Origin of the sequence: Mycobacterium nebraskense (assembly GCF_002102255.1) — a bacterium.
Classification (GTDB): Bacteria; Actinomycetota; Actinomycetes; order Mycobacteriales; family Mycobacteriaceae; genus Mycobacterium; species Mycobacterium nebraskense.
The window spans coordinates 16267-36159 of record NZ_LQPH01000076.1; the positions used below are offsets into that span (position 1 = coordinate 16267).

Annotated in this window: 21 protein-coding genes; 14 read left to right on the forward strand and 7 right to left on the reverse strand. The window is 66.9% G+C overall.

Translation table 11 applies throughout. From position 1 onward, the window contains the following. Positions 1–6: 6 nt before the first annotated feature. The 6 genes from AWC17_RS08115 to AWC17_RS08140 are packed head-to-tail and all read left to right on the forward strand — an operon-like array spanning position 7 to position 5167. Positions 7–507 carry a MaoC family dehydratase gene (locus tag AWC17_RS08115; RefSeq protein ID WP_046183744.1) on the forward strand — a complete coding sequence of 167 codons (501 nt, stop codon included), beginning with the start codon at positions 7–9 and terminating at the stop codon, positions 505–507. A gap of 7 nt (positions 508–514) precedes the next feature. Beyond that, positions 515–958 (forward strand): hotdog family protein, encoded by a 444-nt coding sequence (locus AWC17_RS08120; protein ID WP_046183745.1) that lies wholly within the window; start codon positions 515–517, stop codon positions 956–958. Then, the gene (locus AWC17_RS08125; RefSeq protein WP_046183746.1) at positions 955–2157 is read left to right on the forward strand and encodes a thiolase family protein; all 1203 of its coding nucleotides are present in this window, start codon (positions 955–957) and stop codon (positions 2155–2157) included. Before AWC17_RS08120 ends, AWC17_RS08125 begins: the two co-directional genes overlap by 4 nt. 2 nt (positions 2158–2159) lie before the next feature. Beyond that, positions 2160–2561: a Zn-ribbon domain-containing OB-fold protein gene (locus AWC17_RS08130; protein ID WP_046183747.1), complete on the forward strand. Its 402-nt coding sequence runs from the start codon at positions 2160–2162 to the stop codon at positions 2559–2561. Positions 2562–2591: 30 nt separating this feature from the next. Next, positions 2592–3548 (forward strand): alpha/beta hydrolase, encoded by a 957-nt coding sequence (locus AWC17_RS08135; protein ID WP_046183754.1) that lies wholly within the window; start codon positions 2592–2594, stop codon positions 3546–3548. Next, entirely contained in the window at positions 3545–5167 is a 1623-nt protein-coding gene (locus AWC17_RS08140) for a flavin-containing monooxygenase (RefSeq protein WP_046183748.1), read from the forward strand. Before AWC17_RS08135 ends, AWC17_RS08140 begins: the two co-directional genes overlap by 4 nt. A 21-nt stretch (positions 5168–5188) precedes the next feature. Here AWC17_RS08140 and AWC17_RS08145 read toward each other — a convergent pair whose 3' ends face one another. From AWC17_RS08145 to AWC17_RS08165, 5 genes are all read right to left on the reverse strand, one after another. Beyond that, complete coding sequence (locus tag AWC17_RS08145) at positions 5189–6199, reverse strand: SDR family NAD(P)-dependent oxidoreductase (protein WP_052742764.1); 1011 nt, start codon at positions 6197–6199, stop codon at positions 5189–5191. Between the two features lie 11 nt (positions 6200–6210). After that, positions 6211–7011, reverse strand: a complete 801-nt coding sequence (locus AWC17_RS08150) for an SDR family NAD(P)-dependent oxidoreductase (RefSeq protein WP_052742765.1) — start codon at positions 7009–7011, stop codon at positions 6211–6213. A gap of 3 nt (positions 7012–7014) precedes the next feature. Continuing rightward, positions 7015–8145, reverse strand: coding sequence for an amidohydrolase family protein (locus AWC17_RS08155; protein WP_082123000.1), 1131 nt, complete (start codon positions 8143–8145; stop codon positions 7015–7017). A 28-nt stretch (positions 8146–8173) separates the two neighbouring features. Next, positions 8174–8611, reverse strand: coding sequence for a nuclear transport factor 2 family protein (locus tag AWC17_RS08160; protein ID WP_046183750.1), 438 nt, complete (start codon positions 8609–8611; stop codon positions 8174–8176). A gap of 118 nt (positions 8612–8729) precedes the next feature. Beyond that, positions 8730–9293, reverse strand: coding sequence for a TetR/AcrR family transcriptional regulator (locus AWC17_RS08165; RefSeq protein ID WP_046183757.1), 564 nt, complete (start codon positions 9291–9293; stop codon positions 8730–8732). Positions 9294–9429: 136 nt separating this feature from the next. On the opposite strand from AWC17_RS08165, the gene fadD1 reads away from it, so the two are divergent. Continuing rightward, positions 9430–11025: a fatty-acid--CoA ligase FadD1 gene (gene fadD1, locus AWC17_RS08170; protein ID WP_046183751.1), complete on the forward strand. Its 1596-nt coding sequence runs from the start codon at positions 9430–9432 to the stop codon at positions 11023–11025. On the opposite strand, the gene AWC17_RS08175 is transcribed toward fadD1, so the two are convergent. Further along, complete coding sequence (locus AWC17_RS08175) at positions 11022–11870, reverse strand: DMT family transporter (RefSeq protein WP_231588558.1); 849 nt, start codon at positions 11868–11870, stop codon at positions 11022–11024. The genes fadD1 and AWC17_RS08175 overlap by 4 nt on opposite strands. 256 nt (positions 11871–12126) lie before the next feature. On the opposite strand from AWC17_RS08175, the gene AWC17_RS08180 reads away from it, so the two are divergent. The 4 genes from AWC17_RS08180 to AWC17_RS08195 are packed head-to-tail and all read left to right on the forward strand — an operon-like array spanning position 12127 to position 16589. After that, complete coding sequence (locus AWC17_RS08180) at positions 12127–13224, forward strand: ferredoxin reductase (protein WP_046183752.1); 1098 nt, start codon at positions 12127–12129, stop codon at positions 13222–13224. 16 nt (positions 13225–13240) lie between these two features. Then, positions 13241–14647 carry a fatty acid desaturase family protein gene (locus tag AWC17_RS08185; protein ID WP_046183753.1) on the forward strand — a complete coding sequence of 469 codons (1407 nt, stop codon included), beginning with the start codon at positions 13241–13243 and terminating at the stop codon, positions 14645–14647. Between the two features lie 60 nt (positions 14648–14707). Beyond that, positions 14708–16075 (forward strand): molybdopterin-dependent oxidoreductase, encoded by a 1368-nt coding sequence (locus AWC17_RS08190; protein WP_085164498.1) that lies wholly within the window; start codon positions 14708–14710, stop codon positions 16073–16075. Continuing rightward, positions 16068–16589, forward strand: a complete 522-nt coding sequence (locus AWC17_RS08195; RefSeq protein WP_046185393.1) for a hypothetical protein — start codon at positions 16068–16070, stop codon at positions 16587–16589. The genes AWC17_RS08190 and AWC17_RS08195 overlap by 8 nt, the downstream gene beginning before the upstream one ends. On the opposite strand, the gene AWC17_RS08200 is transcribed toward AWC17_RS08195, so the two are convergent. Then, positions 16566–16925 (reverse strand): SHOCT domain-containing protein, encoded by a 360-nt coding sequence (locus tag AWC17_RS08200; protein ID WP_046185394.1) that lies wholly within the window; start codon positions 16923–16925, stop codon positions 16566–16568. The genes AWC17_RS08195 and AWC17_RS08200 overlap by 24 nt on opposite strands. A 206-nt stretch (positions 16926–17131) precedes the next feature. Between AWC17_RS08200 and AWC17_RS31980 the strand changes: the two genes are divergently transcribed. From AWC17_RS31980 to AWC17_RS08215, 3 genes are read left to right on the forward strand one after another with little or no spacing between them, the layout of a single operon-like run. Continuing rightward, positions 17132–17443, forward strand: a complete 312-nt coding sequence (locus tag AWC17_RS31980; protein ID WP_141224551.1) for a hypothetical protein — start codon at positions 17132–17134, stop codon at positions 17441–17443. 47 nt (positions 17444–17490) lie between these two features. After that, positions 17491–19098, forward strand: a complete 1608-nt coding sequence (locus AWC17_RS08210) for a class I adenylate-forming enzyme family protein (protein ID WP_046185396.1) — start codon at positions 17491–17493, stop codon at positions 19096–19098. Then, positions 19085–19858 carry a class II aldolase/adducin family protein gene (locus AWC17_RS08215; RefSeq protein WP_046185397.1) on the forward strand — a complete coding sequence of 258 codons (774 nt, stop codon included), beginning with the start codon at positions 19085–19087 and terminating at the stop codon, positions 19856–19858. The genes AWC17_RS08210 and AWC17_RS08215 overlap by 14 nt, the downstream gene beginning before the upstream one ends. The last annotated feature ends 35 nt before the right edge of the window (positions 19859–19893 follow it).

A 19893-nucleotide genomic window follows, 5' to 3' on the forward strand; every position in this document is an offset into this window, starting at 1 on the left:
GCTCGAATGAACGATGACAGCTTGATCGACGCCGAATCGGCGTCCCGCATCGGCACCGTCGCCGCGTCCGCGACGGGCGAGGTGAACCGGCGCGACTGGCAACGGTGGGCCGCGGCGATCGGTGACCACAACCCGTTATGGTTCGACCCGGATTACGCCAGGGCCAACGGCTTTCGGGACATCATTTGCCCTCCGCTCTTTCTGCAGTATGCCGTGCTCGGCGTCACGCACCTCGAGGCGTTGCGGCCCGACGGTTCCTCGGGCGCGATTTCGGGCAGCCTCGCGTTTCCCAGTGCGCCGAAGCGGATGGCCGGCGGCGAGAGCTTCACCTTTCATCTGCCCGCCTACCACCGCGACGACGTCGAAATGGTGCGCACCATTTCCTCGATCGTCGAAAAGAGCGGCCGCTCCGGCAGATTCGTTCTGGTTACCTGGCACACGGTGTACCGGAACCAGCACCAAGACCTGCTCGCCGAAGCGTCGACTTCGATGATCGCGCGCCCCTAGGAGCGTCATGACCGACCAAGTCTTTTACGAGGACGTCGAGGTGGGCCACCAGATGCCCGAACTCACCGTGACCACCGACGAGACGCAGTTGTTCTTCTTCAGCGCCGCCACCTACAACGGCCACCGCATTCACTACGACAAGGAATGGGCGCGCACGGTCGAAGGCTACGACGACGTGCTGGTCCACGGCCCGCTGCAGGCCGCGCTGCTCGGCCGGGCGATCGGGGACTGGATCGGCGGGCGTGGCCGCCTGGTGTCCTTCTCCGTCCAGAACCGCGCAGTCGCCCATCCCGGCCAACCCCTGAGCTTCGGCGGCACGGTCACCGGCAAACGCCTCTCCGATGAGGGCGCCGGGTTGGTGGACCTCGACATCGCCGGCCGCCGCGACGATACGGTGCTGATGCCCGGAACGGCGACGGTCGAGCTGCCCCGACGCGGAACGCCGTCGTGACCGGCCTGCGCGGCGAGGCCGCGATCGTCGGCATCACCGAGTTGCCGGCCGAACGGCGTCCCACCCGCCCGCCGCTGTTCACCCTCGACCAGTACGCGCTGCTCGCAAAGATGGTGATCGAGGACGCGGGCGTCGATGCCGCCTGCGTCAACGGCCTGCTGACCCACGGCATTGCCGAGTCGGCCATGTTCGCGCCGGCTACGCTGTGCGAATACCTCGGCCTGGCCCTGGATTTCGGTGAGCGGGTCGACCTGGGCGGGGCGACCGCGGCGGGCATGATCTGGCGGGCCGCGGCCGCCGTGGAGCTCGGCATCTGCGACGCGGTGCTGGCCGTGATCCCCGGCTCGGCGTCGCAGCCGCAGTCCGAAAAGCGGCCACCACCCACCCCGAATTGGTATGGGGCGTCATCGAACAACTACGGGTCGCCGCAAGCGGAATTCGAGATCCCGTATGGCAACGTGGGCCAGAACGCGCCGTACGCGCAGATCGCGCAGCGCTATGCGGCCGAGTTCGGCTACGACCCCGCGGCGGTGGCCAAGGTCGCCGTCGACCAGCGCACCAACGCGTGCGCCCACCCCGGCGCGGTCTTCCACGGCCACCCGCTCACGGTGGACGACGTTCTCGCCAGCCCGATGATCGCCGACCCGATCCACATGCTGGAGACGGTGATGCGGGTGCACGGGGGAGCGGGTGTCCTCATCGCCAACGCCGACATCGCCCGGCGCGGCCGCCACCGGCCGGTGTGGATCAAGGGGTTTGGCGAACACATCGCGTTCAAGACCCCCACCTACGCCGAGGACTTGCTGTGCACCCCGATCGCCCGCGCCGCCGACCGGGCGTTCGGGATGGCCGGCCTGGACCGGGCCGAGGTGGATATGGCGTCGATCTACGACTGCTACACCATCACCGTGCTGATGAGCCTCGAGGACGCCGGCTTTTGCGACAAGGGCCACGGGATGTCGTGGATCGCCGGCCACGACCTGACCTACCGCGGCGACTTTCCGCTCAACACCGCCGGCGGACAACTCTCCTTCGGGCAGGCCGGCATGGCCGGCGGCATGCACCACGTCGTCGACGGTGCCCGCCAGGTCATGGGCCGGGCCGGCGACGCGCAGGTGCGCGACTGCCACACCGCGTTCGTCACCGGCAATGGCGGCATCATGAGCGAGCAGGTCGCGCTGCTGATGCGGGGGGACTAGCGATGAGCATCCCCGTTCCCGAGCCGACGCCCGTGTCGCGCCCCTTCTGGGATGGTCTGGCCCAGCACCGCATCCTGGTGCAGTACTCGCCCTCGTTGGGGCGCTACGTGTTCTATCCGCGCACCCTCGCCCCGGGAACATTGGCCGACGACCTGGAATGGCGCGAAATCGACGGCACCGGAACGCTGTACACGTTCACGATCGCCCGCCGGCCCACCGGTCCGCCCTGGGCGGACGCGCTGCCGCAGCTGCCCGCGGTGGTGCAGTGGGACGCCGGACCGAAATTCAGCACCGAGTTGGTGAACGTCGACCCTGGCGACGTCCATATCGGCATGCGGGTCGAGCCGGTGTTCTACGATCTGCCCGAAGACGGAATCACCCTATTGAAGTACCGGCCGGCGTGACCGACTCAACGATGAGCTCGGGAGGTGTACATGGACGATCCCTTTGACGGCGTCCAGGCGATGTTGCGCGAGTTGGACACGGGATTCCCGCGCATCGAGACCATGACCGCCGCCCAGGCCCGCGCCGCCGTCGCCGAGCGGCGCCGGCCCGTCGACAACGTTGACGACGTCCACCGCACCGAAGACCGTTCGATTCCGGGCCCCGACGGCAGCATCCCCGCTCGGATCTACTACCCGCACGGTGAGCCGCGCGACAACCGCGCCGCGGTCGTGTTCTGCCACGGCGGTGGATTCGTGTTGTGCGACATCGAATCCCACGACGGCTTCTGCCGCGCCCTGGCCCGCGGTGCCGAGGCGGTGATCGTGTCGATCGGCTACCGCCTCGCGCCCGAACATCCGGCCCCCGCGGCCGTGCTGGACGCATTTGCGGCGTTCTGCTGGGTGGTCGACCACGCGTCCGAGCTCGGCATCGACCCGGCGCGGACGGCCATCGGCGGTGACAGCGCGGGCGGAAACCTCGCTGCGGTCACCGCCCTTCTCTGCCGTGAACGGGCGGTCGCCGGGCCCGCCGCGCAACTCCTGCTCTATCCGGTCATCGATCCGTCTTTCGACACCGACAGCTATCGGCGCTGCGCCACCGGCTACTTCCTTACCCGCGCCGCCATGCAGTGGTACTGGCGTCAATACCTCGGCGCCGAAACGCTTTTGGAGCAGCCCGACCTGGTGGCGCCGGCCCGCGCGGAATCGCACGCCGGCCTGCCGCCCGCGGTGATCGTCACCGCCGGCCTGGATCCGCTGCACAGCGAGGGCTGCGACTATGCGCGCCGGTTGCGCGACGCGGGGGTGCGCGTGGTGCACCGTGATTTCCCGGGTTTGTTTCACGGCTTCCTGACCATCCCTTCCTTTCCGCCGGCGGACTCGGCGCGCGACCTGATCTGTGCCGACCTGCGGGCGCTACTCCAGCCCGCCGTCTGCGAGTCGACATGACCTTCAAGGCGGAAGCCGACGTGATCGTTATCGGCGCGGGCTTCGCCGGGCTCTACGCCGTGCACCGGGCCGCGTCGGCGGGCCTATCGGTAATCGGCCTCGAGGCGGCGCCCGACGTGGGCGGCACCTGGTATTGGAACCGGTATCCGGGTGCTCGGTGCGATGTCGAAAGTGTCGACTATTCCTACTCATTCGACGAATCGCTCCAGCAGAGCTGGACGTGGACCGAACGGTTCGCCGCCCAACCGGAGATCCTTGCCTACCTGCGTCACGTTACCGACCGGTTCGATCTGCGCCGCCACTACCGATTCGGGGTCGACGTCGTCGGCGCCGTTTTTGAGCAAGGCCGATGGCACGTCCGCACCAGGGACGGCGAGACCTATGCCGCGCAGTTCCTCATCTGCGCGACCGGTTGCTTGTCGGCGGTCAATCGACCCGACATCCCCGGCGTCAACGACTTCGCGGGCGAGGTGTACTTCACCGCCGCGTGGCCGCGCGAGGACCCTGACCTGCGCGGCAAGCGGGTGGGTCTGATCGGCACGGGTTCCTCTGGCATCCAGGCGGTTCCGATCGTCGCCGCGCGGGCCGATCACCTGGTGGTGTTCCAGCGATCCGCGAACTACAGCATCCCGATGCCCAACCGCCCCTGGACTCCGGAGGAGCAGCAACAGATCCGGGAACAGTATCCCGAGCGCCGCCGCATCTCGGCCTACGCGGCGGCGGGCACACCGCACGGCACGTATCACAAAAAGGCGGTCGACACCGAACCGCAGGAACGTGCCGACGCACTATGGCGGCGCTGGCGCGAGGGCGGCGTGCTTTTCGCCAAGACCTTCCCGGACCAGAACTCCGACCTCGCGGCCAACCACATCGCCCGGGAATTCGCCGAGGAGCGGATCCGTGAGATCGTGGCCGACCCCGCCGTGGCCACCGACCTGATACCCGTCGACCACCCGATCGGCACGAAGCGAATCTGCACCGACGGCGGCTATTACGCCGCGTTCAACCGCGACAACGTCCGGCTGGTGAACCTGCGGCGCGAGCCCATCGAGGCGATCACCGCCGAGGGTGTCCGAACCAGCGCCGCGACCTATCCGTGCGATGTGCTGATCTTCGCCACCGGCTTCGACGCGCTGACCGGCGCGCTGACCCGCATCGACCCGCAGGGGCCCGGGGGAGTACGGCTGAGCGACGTCTGGGCCGACGGCCCGCTGACGTTTCTCGGGCTGATGGTGCCCGGCTTGCCCAACCTGTTCACCATCAGCGGCCCCGGCAGCCCGTCGGTGCTGGCCAACATGGTGCTGCACGCTGAGGTACAGGTCGACTGGGTCATGGAGCTGGTGCTGACGGCCCGTCGCCTCGGGGTGTCGGAGGTGGAACCGCGGCGCGACGCCGCAGACGCCTGGACCGACCATGTCGCGAAGGCGGCCGAGCAGACGCTCTTCCCGAAAGCGGCCTCGTCGTGGTACCTGGGCGCCAATATCGAAGGCAAGAAACGGATCTTCATGCCCTACGCCGGTGGGTTCGGCACCTATCGGCGCCACTGCGAGGATGTGGCGCGTCGGCACTACGCCGGGCTGGTGCTGACCACCACCAACGAACCTCGGCCGAGGAAGTGAAACGACGCCGGAGGTCGACACTCAGCCCTGTGTCGTTTCCGCCGTCTGGAGTTCCCCCGCAAGGGCTTTCAGGCGGTTGGAATACGCCCGCACACCCCAGGCCATTGCTTCGCCATCAAGTTCGTTGGGCAGCGGACGATCCCGAATTCGATCCCAGTTTCCCACTATGTCCTCGGCCGTCGGATGCGGGCCGAACGTCGCGCCGTCGGTGTGTGAGATGACGTAACGGCAGTAATAGCCGCCGGTAGCCCCGAAAATCTGCGCCGTCGCGGGACAACTGCGGTGGACCAAGGCCAATGCCATCGGGGTGACCCGGCTCGCGGTGAGTAGCGCGACGTATTCGGCCGAGTCCAAGGAGATCTCGAGTTCGGGCGGCCGACCGCGCAGCGCCGCGTCGCCTTCGGGAGTGAACACCGAGAACAGGCGGGTATCGAAAGCCGCGGGGGCCAGTGCGTTCACCCTGATTCCGTATCGCATGCCCTCCCAGGCCACCGAGCGGGTCAAACCGATGACACCCATCTTTGTGGTGGCATAAGCCGCCTGCCCGAACGCGCCGGACAACCCGGATGCTGACGTCAGCGTCACGATGCGACCTCCGCCGTTGTCCTTCATCGCGCGGTAGGCGGCGCGGACGGTGCGAAAGGTGCCACGCAGATTCACCGCAGTGATGCTGTCGAAGTCATCGTCGGACACGTCTTCGAAGTGGTCGTCCAGCACGATTGCCGCGTTGTGAATCAGGCCGTCGACGCGGCCCCAGGTGTCCATCGCGAGATCGATGATCTGTTGGGGCCCTTCGTCGGAGGACACGCTCGCGCCGGACGCTACCGCCTCGCCCCCGGAAGCGACGATTTCGTCGGCAACCGACTGGGCCATCGTGGGGTCGCAGCCACCGCCGCGTGGGCTTCCGCCCAGGTCGTTGACGACCACGCGAGCACCGCGTCGTCCCAGTTCGATGGCTTGGGATCGGCCGATCCCGCCGGCAGCGCCGGTGACGATAACCACGTCGGTGTCGAAGCGAAGATCCCCGCTCACGGCTGTCCTCTCTAAAGATCGGGTGCGGTGTTCGGAAACAATCCGGCTGGGGCGGCGCCATCGACCTCGAGTAGTTTGCCGGTGATCCATGACGAAGCTGGAGATGCGAAAAATAAGGCGGCCGAGGCGATATCGTCTGGTGTGCCGTTGCGGCGCATCGGTGTCTTCTGGCGCAAGTTTTCCCGTATGTCGGGCATGGCATCCATGAATCCACGCAGCGCCTCGGTTTCGACGCAGCCCGGCAGGATGGCGTTGACCCTTATCTTGGGTGCGAGTTCGACGGCCGCGAGCTGGGTGAACTTGCCCAGCGCCGACTTGGCCAGGCTGTAGGGGAGGAAGCCGCGTTCGTTCTGCATCCCCGACATCGAGCCGATGTTGACGATCGCCCCGCCGCCGCGAGCGAGCATGTGCGGCAACGCATGCCGTCCGAGCTCGAAGGGCGCCGACACATTGAACCGGAACGCACCTTCCAGAATCGCCACCGTCATGTCCGTGTATGTGCCGAGCTGTTCAACTCCGCCGGCGTTGTTCACCAGCAGATCTAGCCCCCCAAGCGAGCGCACCGACTGTTCGACAACGTCTCCGAGACTATCGATCTCTGTGACGTCGGCCGGGATCGCGATGGCGTTTCGGCCCACGGCCCGGACGTCGTCGGCGACGGCGTCGAGATCCGCCTTGGTCCGGGCAACCAGCGCCACATCCGCGCCCGCCCTGGCGAATGCCAGCGCGATCCCCCTGCCGATGCCCTTGCCCGCGCCGGTGACTAGGGCGGTCTTGCCGTCGAGACGGAATTGCTCGGTGATATCCGGCACCGGTTAAACCTTGATGCCGAAGACCTCGGCGGCGTTGCCGCGGCAGATCTGATCGACCTCGCTGGCCGGCACTCCGTCGAACTGCTTCTCAATCCAGTCCGCGGAGAACGGGAACGAGCCCTCGTGGTGCGGATAGTCATTGCCCCACATCAGGCAGTCCAGGCCGGTGAGATCGCGGTTGCGGATCGCCAGCGGGTCCCACATGAACGTCGCGTGCGTCTGCCGCTTCAGGTAGTAGCTCGGGTGCACGTCGATCTTGGCGGGACCCATCAGGTCGTCGATGCCGAGCTCGTGCAGGCGGCTCTGGCTGAAGTGGTGGTCGTAGAACTGCATCGCGAAGGCCAGCCATCCGGCATAACCCTCGGTGCAGATCACGTGCAGGTTGGGGTAACGCTCGAAGACCCCGCTGTAGGTCATCCAGCCCAGCGTCTCGCCCATGCCGCAGCTCTGCACGTACCACCCGATGTCCTGACGGCCCGGGTAGGCCATCAGACCGGGCCCGACCAACGGTTGGCGCAGACCGCCGACATGCATGGTGATGGGGATCCGCAGGCTGTCCGCAGCTTCCCACAGGGGCTCCCACTCCTCCATGTAGTAGGGGCGCTCGAAGATCCCGTCCGGCAGCAGCGCCGGACGTAGCCCCATCCCCGCGGCGCGTTCCAGCTCTGCCACCGACGCGGCAATGTCCTTGAACGGCAGGTGAATACCGGGCGCGACACGATCGAGGTAGGGACCCCAATGGTCGGCCAGCCAATCGTTGGCCACCTTGCAGTAGGCGGTGTCGGCGTCGGCGGGAATCCCGTTGGGCATATCGGCGATCCGGCCGATCAGAACCGCGCCGTAGACACCGTCGCGCTCCAGATCAGCGAGTTGCTCGGCGGCGTCCAAGCTAATGTGCGCCTCGCTGACTACGTTGCCCTCGGCGCCGGTCGCGTCGGCCTGGATGTCGGAGTCGGCGCCCTCACCAGTCATCATGGAAAGAGAGACGATGTGGCCGAGCTTGTAGACGTCCTTGCCGTTCTCGTCCTTCTCGATGCGCGGGAAGTACTCCCGGTAATGCTCCGGCAGCTCGTTCACTATCGAAAGTGGCGGGGTGATGTGGCAGTCAGCCGTGATGAGTTTTTCAGGCACCATGGCGCCTCCTCCTGTCGGGGCTGTCGGGTTACGAGTGCTCAGCCTGGAGCTCTTCCAGGGAGGGGTTCACCGGGCCGCCCGGCATCATCGGGAAGGACCGGGAATCCCAGTAATCGCGGTTATGAACAATGCGGCCCTCGTCGTCGGTCTCGCCGACAGAGGCACCCCGACAAGCGAATTCGATGTCGAACGCGGTGCCCGACATGGTCCATTCGACCATGTAACGATTGCCCTCCTTCATGCCGCCATGGTGGGTGAACTTGCAGTCCGGCACCGCCATCAGGGTGATTTCGACCATGTTCTTCACACCCTCGTGACCCTCGAACTCGATATGGCCGGAGACGTCCTCCCACTTGATGTGGGGGGAGCAGATCGCCTGCATCGGCTCGACCTGGTGGGTGTTAAACGCGTCGATGAATTCCTCGCACCACGACATTGCGGTCTCCGTTCGCTGCAATGCGGTCACTAGACGATCGTCTAGTTCAGTTTCGTACCCTAGACGATCGTCTAGCTATGTCAATAGTTCGAGCACCAGATTGCGGAAAGCGCCTGTCTAAAGGATGGATTCGGCGCAGAGCGGCGATTCAGGCCGAGGCCCGTTTTGACTTTCGGTTCGTCCGGCGCTGCGACAAATCCGGGAGTCCGACAATCCGCCGGGCCATATCCAGTAGTTGAATGCGCAGCGTGTCGTCGTCGAGGTCCGCGACGAGCGGGTGCGAAACCGTTCCACCGACGACGCAAGTCAGGGCCGCAAGCCGCACCTGGGTATCGGGTCCGGGTTCGTCGCCGACGAGCATTCCGTAGAGCCGCTCGATGAAACGCTGAAACGGTTCGTGCTCGGAGAGCAGTCGCACGATCACCGGATCGAACTGCAAGGTATTGGCCGCGCGGCGATGGCCCACCGCATGGTCGATGACCCGATTCAGCAGCAACTCACGAGCTTCGATGCGACAGTCCAGCGCCTCGGCTGCTTCCAGCGCGTCTTCGAGCCTGGCGAGCTCCATCTCCGCCACGGCGATGATGATCTCGTCCTTGGTGTTGAACTGGTGGTAGATGGCACCTTTCGTCACCCCGACGGCGTCGGCGATCATCTGGTACGACGTCGCGCCGACGCCGCATTCAGCGAATAGCTCCAGCGCCGCATGCAGCGTGCGCACTTGCGAGGCGGTGCGCGGTGTCGAGCCAAGCCGTGTGGTTGGCTGTTGGGTGGAGGCCACCGACTAAGGCTATACGCGCGCCAGCGATAGGGCTAGACGATCGTATAGCCCGAAGAGGAAGTGAACGGTGCTGGAGACGGTTCAGCAACTGCTGCGGCAACGCCGCAACGACGACACCCCGGCCCTCGCATCCGGCGAGCGCATGTGGACCTGGCGGGAACACGTCGCGGAGGCCGAGGCGGAGGCGGCCGCGCTGATCACACTCGCGGACCCGACCCGACCGTTGCACGTCGGAGCCGTGCTGCCCAACTCGCCGGCGATGCTGCGCGCCATGGCCGCGGCCGCGCTGGGCGGTTACGTGCTGTGCGGGATCAACACGACGCGGCGCGGGGCGGGGCTGCTGGCCGACATCCGGCGGTCCGACTGTCAGCTGCTTCTCGTCGACCCCGAACACCGTGACCTGTTGGACGGCTTGGACCTCAACGGGATTCAGGTGCTCGACGTAACCGGGCCGCGCTACGCCGAACTGGTGGCCACCGCGCCGCCCCTGGTTCCGCACCGTGAGGTCGCCGGCGGCGACACCCTGATGATGATCTTCACCTCCGGGACCAGTGGCGACCCGAAGGTCGTCCGGCTCGCCCACGCGATGGCGATCATGTGCGGCGCCAGCCTGATCTTCCAGTACGACGTCACCCCCGACGACGTCTGCTACCTGTCGATGCCGCTCTTTCACTCCAACGGTGTCGCCGCCGGATGGGCGGTCGCCATCGGCAGCGGCGCCACCATGGTCCCGGCCCGGTTCTCACCGTCACGTTTCCTGGACGACTTGCGTCGCTACCGCGTGACATACCTCAACTATGTCGGCAAGCCCCTCGCGTTGATCCTGTCCACCCCCGAGCGCCCCGACGACGCGGACAACACATTGCGGGTGGCATTCGGCAACGAGGCGACCGACCGCGACATCGCCGAATTCGCAAGGCGTTTCGGTTGCCGCGTGGTGGACAGCTTCGGTTCCAGCGAGTTCGCGGTGATCGTTGTCCGAGAAGACGGCACCCCGCCCGGATCGATCGGCAGGCCATATCCGGGAGTGAGCATCTACAACTCGACGACGCTGCGGGAGTGTGCCGTCGCGGAATTCGACGAACACGGGGCGCTGACGAACTTCGACGACGCGGTCGGCGAGTTGGTCAACACCCAGGGGGCGGGCCCGTTCGTCGGCTACTACAACGATCCGGCCGCCACCGCGCAGCGGATGCGACACGGGATGTACTGGTCCGGAGACCTGGCCTACCGGGACGCCGACGGCTGGATTTACCTCGCCGGTCGGACCGCGGACTGGATGCGGGTGGACGGCGAGAACCTCGCGGCGGGGCCGATCGAGCGGATCCTGGAACGCCTGCCCCAGGTGAGCCAGGTCGCGGTGTACGCGGTACCCGACGACCGCGTCGGTGACCAGGTGATGGCCGCGCTGGTTCTGCGTGACGGGGCGCGGTTGGAGCCCGACGACTTCGCGAAATTTCTTGCCGCACAACCCGACCTGTCACCCAAGGCCTGGCCGAGGTATGTGCGCATCAACGACGGCCTGCCGACGACGGCGACGAACAAGATCCTCAAGCGGGCGCTGATGGCCGCGGGCGTCAGCGCGGAGGGCGGTGTGCTGTGGACGCGCCCGGCGCGCGGCACCGCCTACCGTCCCGCGGTGGAAACCAATGCCATGAGCTAGGTGACGGCCTCTTGCGGCCCTTCCCCGAACCGCGCCAGCACAAGTGTCGCCGACACGGCCACCATGAAGCCCGCGATAACCAGCCAGCCGAGGCCGTCGCGCGCGCTGTCGCCCAGCCACACCACTCCGACGAACGCGGGCGCGATGGTTTCACCGATGACCATCCCGGCGACGGCGGTGGTCACGGACCCGCGATGCAGGGCGGAGGTCAGCAGCAGAAAACCGGCGGCCCCGCCCGCGGCCGCCGCGTACAGCGCCGGATTGGTGTAGAAGGCACGCTTGGTCGGATTGATCACCTCGATCAGCCGGACGCCGACCTCGATGACCCCGAAGCCGGTTCCGGCCGCAAGCCCCAACGCCAGCGCGCGCGGCCGGTCCGGCAGTCGGCCCGCGATGGCACCGGCGATGAATATCGCGGCCACCACGCCGAGCAATGCCCAGCCGAGCCCGGCCGGAGCATGCCGGAAGTGCCCCGGCCCGGCCGCCAGTGCGAGCACGACGAGGCTTGCGCACACCACGCCCACCGCGGTCCATTCGGGCGGTGACAGCCGCGCCGACAGGAGCCATGCGGATGCGATGCCCGTGACCGCGATCGAGGCGGCCAACGCCGCGGCGACCACGTAGATCGGCACCAGGCGCAGCGCCGCCACTTGAAGGAGGAAGCCGACCCCATCCAGGCCGACGCCGGCGAGGTAGCGCCACTGCCGGGCGGCGCGCATCAGCAGCACGGTATCCACACCCGAGCCGCTGCCGGCTTCCACCGATCGCGTCGCGGCCGCCTGTAACACCGAGGCCGTGCCGTAACAGACCGAGCAGCCCAGCGCGAGGAGGAAGCCGATCAGCACACCTCGAACAATAGGGCGTCGGCGACGGGTGGCGCGGGCGGGCGACCGGCTGAGAATTGTCTGAACAAATGTTTGGGTGATGCGCAGTCGGGGCACGTCACAAGTACGCATGGCGTCAGCCGCGGCCGGACTCTCTCACGATTAGTGAACAGTCAAGCGTTCTATAAGTGGTCGTTGAATGTCGGTCAAATGATGCACTACAAGCTAATTCAGATCATATGTTTAAAGTGAGTGCACAAGTGTGTACTCCAGCGGCATGGCTGAACGCGGCGCCCAGCCCCACGTCCCATGGGGACGGCGATTGTTCCTGCGGGCGGTGCGGCGGTTGTTCAGCCCGCTGCAGCCCGACGACTACCTGGAGATGATCAACCCGCTCTGGACCACCAAGGAGCTGCGCGGGAAGGTCGAACAGGTCGAGCCGCAGGGCTCGGAAGCGGCGAGCGTGCTGATCCGGCCCGGGTACGAATGGCCCGGCCACAAGCCGGGTCAATACGTGCGGCTTGGTGTGGTGGTCGACGGGGTCTACCACTGGCGGGCGTACTCGCTCACGTCGGATCCGACGCCCGAAGACGGACTGGTCAGCGTGACGCCCAAGAGGGTGGACGGCGGAGTCGTGTCGCCGTATCTGGTGCAGAAGATCCAGCCGGGGGACTTGGTGCGGCTCGGCGAGATCGAGGGCGTGTTCACCCTGCCCGAACCGTTGCCGCCCAAGCTGCTGTTCATCAGCGCGGGCAGTGGCATCACGCCGATCATCAGCATGCTGCGCAGCCTTGATCATCGCGACGAGTTGGGTGACGTGGTCGTCATCCACTCCGCTCGCACCCGCGACCAGGTCATGTTCTTGTCCGCGCTCGAAGACCTCGACCATCGCCACGAACGAATGCGGCTGGAGTTGCGCCTCACCTCGGAGCGGGGCCGGCTCGAGCCGAGCGATCTGGACGAGGTGTGCCCGGACTGGCGCGAACGCGAGGCGTTCTGCTCGGGCCCGGGCGACATGCTCGACGCGCTGATCGAGCACTGGGAGAACAACGGTGATCGGGACCGCCTGCACTTCGAGCGATTTCAGCCCAAGATCGGCGGCGACGCCAACGCCGGCGAGGGCGGAGTGGTCTGCTTCCTGGACAGCGACGAGGAAGTCGAATGCGACGGCAGCACATCCATTTTGGAGACCGGGGAGCAGGCCGGCCTCAACCTCGCCTACGGCTGTCGCATCGGCATCTGCCACACCTGTGTCGGGACGCTGAAGTCGGGCAAGCTGCGTGACCTGCGCTCGGGTGACGTGATCGAACCGACCGGACAAGACGTCCGAATCTGCATCAACACCGCCGAGGGCGACGTCGAACTCGAACTGTGATCGAAAGGAGGGGCCGGTGACTGCTGTCGTGGAAAAGTCCGTGGAAAGCCCACTCGCCCGCTTGGGGGAACAAGAACTAGAAAAACTCGCCAAAGAATTCGACGCGATCCACGACGAGGTGTTCGCCGACCTCGGGGATCGGGACCGGCGCTACATCAAGACGGTCATTTCGGTGCAGCGTCAAATCGTGGTGGTAGGCCGGGTGCTGTTGCTTGCGTCCCGCTCGAAGACCGCGTGGGCGCTGGGCACAGCGTGTCTGGGCATGGCCAAGATCCTGGAGAACATGGAGATCGGGCACAACGTGATGCACGGTCAGTGGGATTGGATGAACGATCCCGACATCCATTCCTCGGTGTGGGACTGGGACACCGCGTCCACCGCCGAGTCCTGGAAGCACTCCCACAATTACATCCACCACACCTTCACCAACATTCTCGGCAAGGACAAGGACCTCGGCTACGAGATCATGCGGATCGACCCGAACCAGAAATGGGCGCCGCGGTTCCTGTTCCAGCCGATCTACAACCTGCTGCTGACGCTCCTGTTCGAGTGGGGTGTGGCCGTCCACGACATGGACATCAACGCCATACGCAAGCGCGAGAAGCCGTGGTCGGAAGTGCGAGAGGACCTGAAAGGCATCGGCGGCAAGGCGCGTGCGCAGATCATCAAGGACTACCTCGGGTGGCCGTTGATCAGCGCCGGCGCCTTCGCGCTCGTCCAGCTCGCCTCGCGCGGCAGGATCAGCCAGCCCGCCGAATCGCGCTTGGGCAGGAGGCTTCGCAAGGTGTCGGGCACGGGCCGCGTCGGCGCCACGGCCGCCTTCCTCGACAAGGTCTTGCCCGGGGTGGAGAGCACCTATCTACGGACCTTGGGTGCCGACGCCGTGGCCAATCTCATCCGCAACGTGTGGGCGCACGCCATCATCTTCTGCGGCCATTTCCCGGATCAGACGTACACCTTCACCCCGGAAGAGGTGGAGGACGAAACGCGTGGCGGCTGGTACGTGCGGCAGTTGGTCGGGGCCGCCAACATCGACGGCGGCCCGCTGTTCCACGTCATCAGCGGCAATCTCGGCTATCAAGTGGAGCACCACCTTTACCCGGACATGCCGAGCAGTCGGTACTCGGAGATCGCGCCGAAGGTCAAGGACATCTGCGAGCGTTACGCGCTGCCGTACAACCACGGCCGGTTTTCGAAGCAGTGGTTGATGGTGCACCGCAGCATCTTTCGGCTGGCCTTCCCCGGCGGGAAGCCCCGCCCGAAGCCCGGGCCATACCGCAGCCAGGTCACCCGGCCGGAGCCGCAGCGGCCGAGCGAGGGCAACCTGTTCCGCGAGCGGGTCCCGGCCGAACACCCGGCCGCGGGTCCTGAACACGAGGCCACCGGCGTCGAGGTGCAGCCCCCGCCGCGGGGCAAGGACTGACGCGCGGCGCTGATTCTCGAATCTGAACCCTTTTCGGCGCGCCGTCGTGGAAGATCGCCGATGATGCACGGCATCCGAAGATCTGAGACCGAAGACGCCGAGCCGACGAGCGATCCCGGCGGCTACGGGTTTCCCGCGCGGCTGTGGCGCCTGCTGGCCGAGCACCCGCCCCCGGGCGTCGGGCGGGCGCAACGGTGGCGCAGTCCGCTGCGGGGGCCGTGGCTGACGTCCGTGTTCGGTTCGGTGCTGCTGGTGACGCTGCCGATCGTCATCATCACCGGTCTGCTGTCCTACATCGCCTACGGGCCGCGGTTCGGCCAAGCCTTCCCCGGCAACGTCGGATGGCTGAAGCTCCCGACGTTCGACTGGCCCACCAACCCGTCATGGCTGTATCGGCTGACCCAAGGACTGCACGTCGGACTCGGGCTGGTCCTGATCCCGGTGGTGCTGGCCAAGCTGTGGTCGGTGATACCGAGGCTCTTCGCCTGGCCGCCGTCCCGATCCATTGTCCAACTGCTGGAACGGGTTTCGCTGCTGATGCTGGTCGGGGGCGTCCTGTTCGAAATCGTGACGGGCGTGCTGAACATCCAATACGACTACATCTTCGGTTTCGACTTCTACACCGCGCATTACTTCGGCGCGTGGGTGTTCATCATCGGGTTCGTCGTGCACATCGCGATCAAGATCCCGACCATGTGGTCGGCCTTGCGCTCGATCTCACCGCGCGACGTCCTGCGCACCGGGCGTGCCGACACCAAGGCGGAGCCGTGGGAGCCGGACGGGCTGGTCACCGCGGACCCGCGCCCCGCGACGATGAGCCGCCGCGGCGCCCTGGCCCTGGTCGGCGGCGGTGCGCTGTTCATGACGGTCATCACCGCGGGCCAGACGGTGGGCGGCTACACGCGGCCCGCCGCCCTGCTGCTCCCGCGGGGGCGCACCCGCGGGGACGGCCCCAACGACTTCGTGATCAACCGAACCGCGGTCGTGGCCGGTATCTCCGCGGAAAACAGCGGGGAGCGCTGGCGGCTCACCCTCAGTGGCGGCCCCCACCCCATGACACTGGACCGCGCCGCGCTCCTGGCCATGCCGCAGCACACCGCCGTGCTGCCGATCGCCTGCGTGGAAGGCTGGTCGACCACCCAAACCTGGACCGGGGTGCGGCTGGCGGACCTGGCCCGACTGGCCGGCGTTCCCGCACCGGAGTCGGCGCTCGTCGCGTCGTTGGAGCGCTTCGGCGCGTTCGGCCGCGCGACACTGCAAGGGAGCCAGGTCCTGCACCCCGATGCGCTGCTGGCGTTGCGCGTCAACGGTGCCGACCTGTCCCCGGACCACGGCTTCCCGGCGCGCGTCATCGTGCCGGCGCTGCCCGGCGTGCACAACACCAAGTGGGTGGCGTCCATTGCCTTCCGGGCGGCCGCAAATGCGTAGCGCGCGAGCATTTTTCGTAAGGCTCTATGGGTCCCACCCGTTGCATCTGCTGACCCTGATCGCCGGGTTCGCGCTCCTGGGCTACGTGGTGGCCACCATCAAGCCGGTGACGCTGTGGAACCCGCACGTGTGGTGGCAGTCGATCATCGTGTGGTTCGCCGCGGCCATCATCGCCCACGACCTGGTGTTGTTCCCGATCTATGCGTCTCTCGACTGGCTGCTGTCGCGGACCGTTGTCCGGCGCACACCACCGCGCGTGCCGGTGGTCAACCACATCCGGGTGCCCGCGCTGGGGGCGGGCCTGACGCTGCTGGTGTTCCTTCCCGGCATCATCAAGCAAGGCGCCACCACCTATTCGGCCGCGACCGGCCAGACCCAGGACCCCTTTCTGGGTCGCTGGCTGCTGCTGACCACGGTGATGTTCGGGCTCAGCGCCGCCATCTACGCGGTCCGCGTGCCGATGGCGCGCCGGCGGGCTGCGGCGCCCGCCCTACATGTTGGCGATGATCTGTAGGCGCTGGGCGCTGTACTCGGTGTCCGAGATCGCGCCCCTGGCGTGCAAGTCTTCCAACTGCTTGAGGCGCTCGGAAGGCGGTGGCTCGGACACGGGTAGCGCGACCGGGTGGGCGTGGATGCCGCCGTGGTGCGCCACGGTGCCGCCCTTGGTGCTCCACCCCGCGCCCAGGTCGATGAGGCGCAGTGCGAACAGCACTCCGGCGCCGGTGATCGGCAGGCCGAGGTAGAGCATCCACCCCAACGGCACGCCGGCTCGGCTCAGCGCGAAATAGCGCGTCAGCAGCACTAGCGCGAGCATCCCGCCGGCCAGCAGCACGACGACCTTGCTTTTCATCCGCGGTGTACCTCCGTGTAGTTGGCTGCGGGTGGCAGCGGTGGTGGGACAAGCGCAAACCACGCGTGCCGCTACCGATCCCAAAGGGCACTGGTCGACTTCACCGTCCGGGGCCGTCCTTGGAAGATTCTTGGTGACTTCTTGGAGTGTTCTTTCAAACCCGCGCGTTCTGCGCGTCGCGCGGTGAGTAACTACAGTGGTCAGACGTGGGGAACGGACAAGCCAGGACGGCGGCGACGTTGTGCGCCTGCGGTGCCGCGCTGGTTGTCGCGTTCGGTTGGTCGGCCGGTGACGCGACCGCACGGGCCGCGACCGCCCCTTCTTCATCGAGCGTGACGCCCGCGCCCCCGCCGACTCCGGGCGGCGCCTTGCCGGTGCAACCCGCCGGCGGGGGCGGCTGCATCATCGGCCTCAACTGCGGTTGCACGCGCAACTGCCATAAGCCCCACCCGCGTCCGCCCGACGTCGCCGGCGACCCGCAACACGGCGCGCCCGCGCCCGCCCCGCAGGACCCCTAGCGGGCGTTAGCAGACGGGGCCGCGCACAGCTTCCCTATCATCTGCTCATGGAGATCGAGTCCTCGCCGTCATTCACCGACGAGGACTTCGCCCGGTTTCACGCCGCCGGATGGTGGTCTGACACGACGCTGTCGGACGCGGTGCGCCGCAACGCCGAACGGTCCCCGGATCGTCTCGCCTATGTCGACCATCCGGGCACCTCGCTAACTTGGCTTCAATTCGACCGTGCCGCAACCGATCTGGCTGAACGTCTGGCTGGGGCGGGGGTGGCGCCCGGCCACCGGGTGGCGGTGTGGCACGGCGACTCCACCGCCCTCCACGTGCTCTTCGTGGCGATCGAGCGGTGCGGGGCCGTCGTCGTCGGCATCGGCGCGCGCGCGGGCACCCGTGAGGTCGCGGCGATACTGCGCAGCTCGCAACCGAAGATCCTGATCAGCGACCGGCAGCGCTACGGGGAGGCCGCGACTGTCGCCGACGGGCTTTCGCTGCCCGCCCTGGTGCTGAGCGCTGATGACGGCCCGCCACGACTGAACATTCGGTTACCGCCCAAGGCGCTCGCAGTCGAGTCCCAACTCGGGCCCGACGAGGTCTTCCTCATCAACTCCACCTCTGGGACCACCGGCCTGCCCAAGTGCGTGGTGCACACCCAGAATCGTTGGCACTACTTCCACCAGAAGGCCGTCGCCAACGGGCTGCTGACGACGGAGGACACGTTCCTGCCGGTGATACCGACGCCATTCGGCTTCGGGCTCTGGACCAGCCACACCACGCCGATCTATCTCGGCGCCAGCGCGGTGATCTTGGAAAGGTTCAGCGCGAGGGCGACCTGCGAGGCGATATCCCGGCACAAGGTCAGCGTGTTGTGTTGTGTGAGCACGCAGTTGACCATGCTGATGGCGGATCCCGCGATCAGTGGGTATGACCTGAGTTCGCTGCGCGTCGTGTTCACCGGCGGCGAGGCGCTGCCATACCGACCGGCCGTCGAGTTCGAGGAGCTCACCGGCGCCAAGATTCTGCAGTTCTACGGCTCGAACGAGACCGGAATGCTGAGCGCGACCACGGTCGATGACTCACGCGAGCGCCGGCTGCGCACCGGCGGCCGGATCGTCCCCGAGATGGCGGTCCGCCTCTTCGACGGGGAACGGGACGTCACCGCGACGGGACGAGGCCAGCCCGCATGCCGCGGTCCGGCGACCAGCCTCGGCTACCTCGGCGGGACCGACCACGACAAGCTATTCACCCGAGACGGCTGGATGCGCATGGGCGACATCTGCGAAATCGACACGGATGGCTATCTGACCGTCACCGGGCGAACCTCCGACTTCATCCTGCGCGGTGGCAAGAACATCAGCGCAACCCAGGTCGAGGATGCTGTCGCCACCCACCCCGCTATCGCGGTAGCCGCGGCGGTCGCGATGCCCGATCCGGTGTTCGGCGAAAAGGTCTGCCTCTACGCCGAACTCGTCGACGCGGCCACCCTGGAGCTGCCCGAGCTGGTCAAACACCTGCTGGCGCTGGGAGTGTCCAAGGAGCTATTGCCCGAACGACTCATCGTGGTCGACGAGCTTCCGCGATCGTCCGGCGGGAAGGTTGCCAAAGGCCGGCTCCGCGAGGATATTCGAGCCAGAACGGAGGCCGATCATGAATGCTCCTAACGCGCGCCGGGGCGGTCTGGAAGTGTGGGCGCCTTCGGTGGTTCCCCCGATCGGGGTCGAGCTGTCCGACGAGCAGGCGCTCGCCGTGGCCTTCCGCCACCTGGCCGGCATCGGATTCGCCGAGAACATGGCGGGACACATCACCTGGCAACCGGACGGTCAGACCGAGATGCTCGTCAATCCGTGGGGGCTGTGGTGGCAGGAGATCACCGCGTCCGATATCTGCGTGGTGGACGGTGATGCCCGGGTGCTGCGCGGCCGTTGGGATGTCACTCCGGCGATCCATATCCACACCGAGCTGCACCGCGTCCGCGACGATGCCCGAGTGGTCATCCACAATCATCCGTACTACGTCTGCGTGCTCGCGGCGCTGGGCAGGCTGCCCGAATTGGTGCACCAAACCGGTTCACTCTTCCTCGATGACCTGTGCCTGGTGGACACCTACGACGGCGAGATCGACAGCCCCGCCCGCGCGGCCGAACTGGCGGCCCGCATCGGGGCCGCGAACCTGACGATCCTGGCCAACCACGGCGTCATCGCGACCGGCCGCAACCTGGCCGAGGCCGTCTACCGAGCGGCGTCGATCGAACGGGTATGCAAGCTGGCCTACGATGTGCTGCTCACCGGCAAGGAACCCGTGGCCATGAAGTGGTCGGACATGGCGGGCATGCAGCGGTCCCTCACCGAACGCGCCGCCGACGTGTACTGGGCCGGCGCGGCCAGGATGACCATCAAGGCCCATCCCGATGTGCTCACGTGAACCGCACCGGAAGCCGTGACTTCAGACTCGACAAC

Bases quoted from the DNA above. Each gene is read 5' to 3' on its own strand.
- AWC17_RS08115 (WP_046183744.1), top strand. From the start codon at position 7: ATGAACGATGACAGCTTGATCGACGCCGAATCGGCGTCCCGCATCGGC.
- AWC17_RS08120 (WP_046183745.1), top strand. From the start codon at position 515: ATGACCGACCAAGTCTTTTACGAGGACGTCGAGGTGGGCCACCAGATG.
- AWC17_RS08130 (WP_046183747.1), top strand. From the start codon at position 2,160: ATGAGCATCCCCGTTCCCGAGCCGACGCCCGTGTCGCGCCCCTTCTGG.
- AWC17_RS08135 (WP_046183754.1), top strand. From the start codon at position 2,592: ATGGACGATCCCTTTGACGGCGTCCAGGCGATGTTGCGCGAGTTGGAC.
- AWC17_RS08140 (WP_046183748.1), top strand. From the start codon at position 3,545: ATGACCTTCAAGGCGGAAGCCGACGTGATCGTTATCGGCGCGGGCTTC.
- AWC17_RS08155 (WP_082123000.1), bottom strand. From the start codon at position 8,145: ATGGTGCCTGAAAAACTCATCACGGCTGACTGCCACATCACCCCGCCA.
- AWC17_RS08180 (WP_046183752.1), top strand. From the start codon at position 12,127: ATGGCTGAACGCGGCGCCCAGCCCCACGTCCCATGGGGACGGCGATTG.
- AWC17_RS08190 (WP_085164498.1), top strand. From the start codon at position 14,708: ATGATGCACGGCATCCGAAGATCTGAGACCGAAGACGCCGAGCCGACG.
- AWC17_RS08195 (WP_046185393.1), top strand. From the start codon at position 16,068: ATGCGTAGCGCGCGAGCATTTTTCGTAAGGCTCTATGGGTCCCACCCG.
- AWC17_RS08200 (WP_046185394.1), bottom strand. From the start codon at position 16,925: ATGAAAAGCAAGGTCGTCGTGCTGCTGGCCGGCGGGATGCTCGCGCTA.
- AWC17_RS08210 (WP_046185396.1), top strand. From the start codon at position 17,491: ATGGAGATCGAGTCCTCGCCGTCATTCACCGACGAGGACTTCGCCCGG.
- AWC17_RS08215 (WP_046185397.1), top strand. From the start codon at position 19,085: ATGAATGCTCCTAACGCGCGCCGGGGCGGTCTGGAAGTGTGGGCGCCT.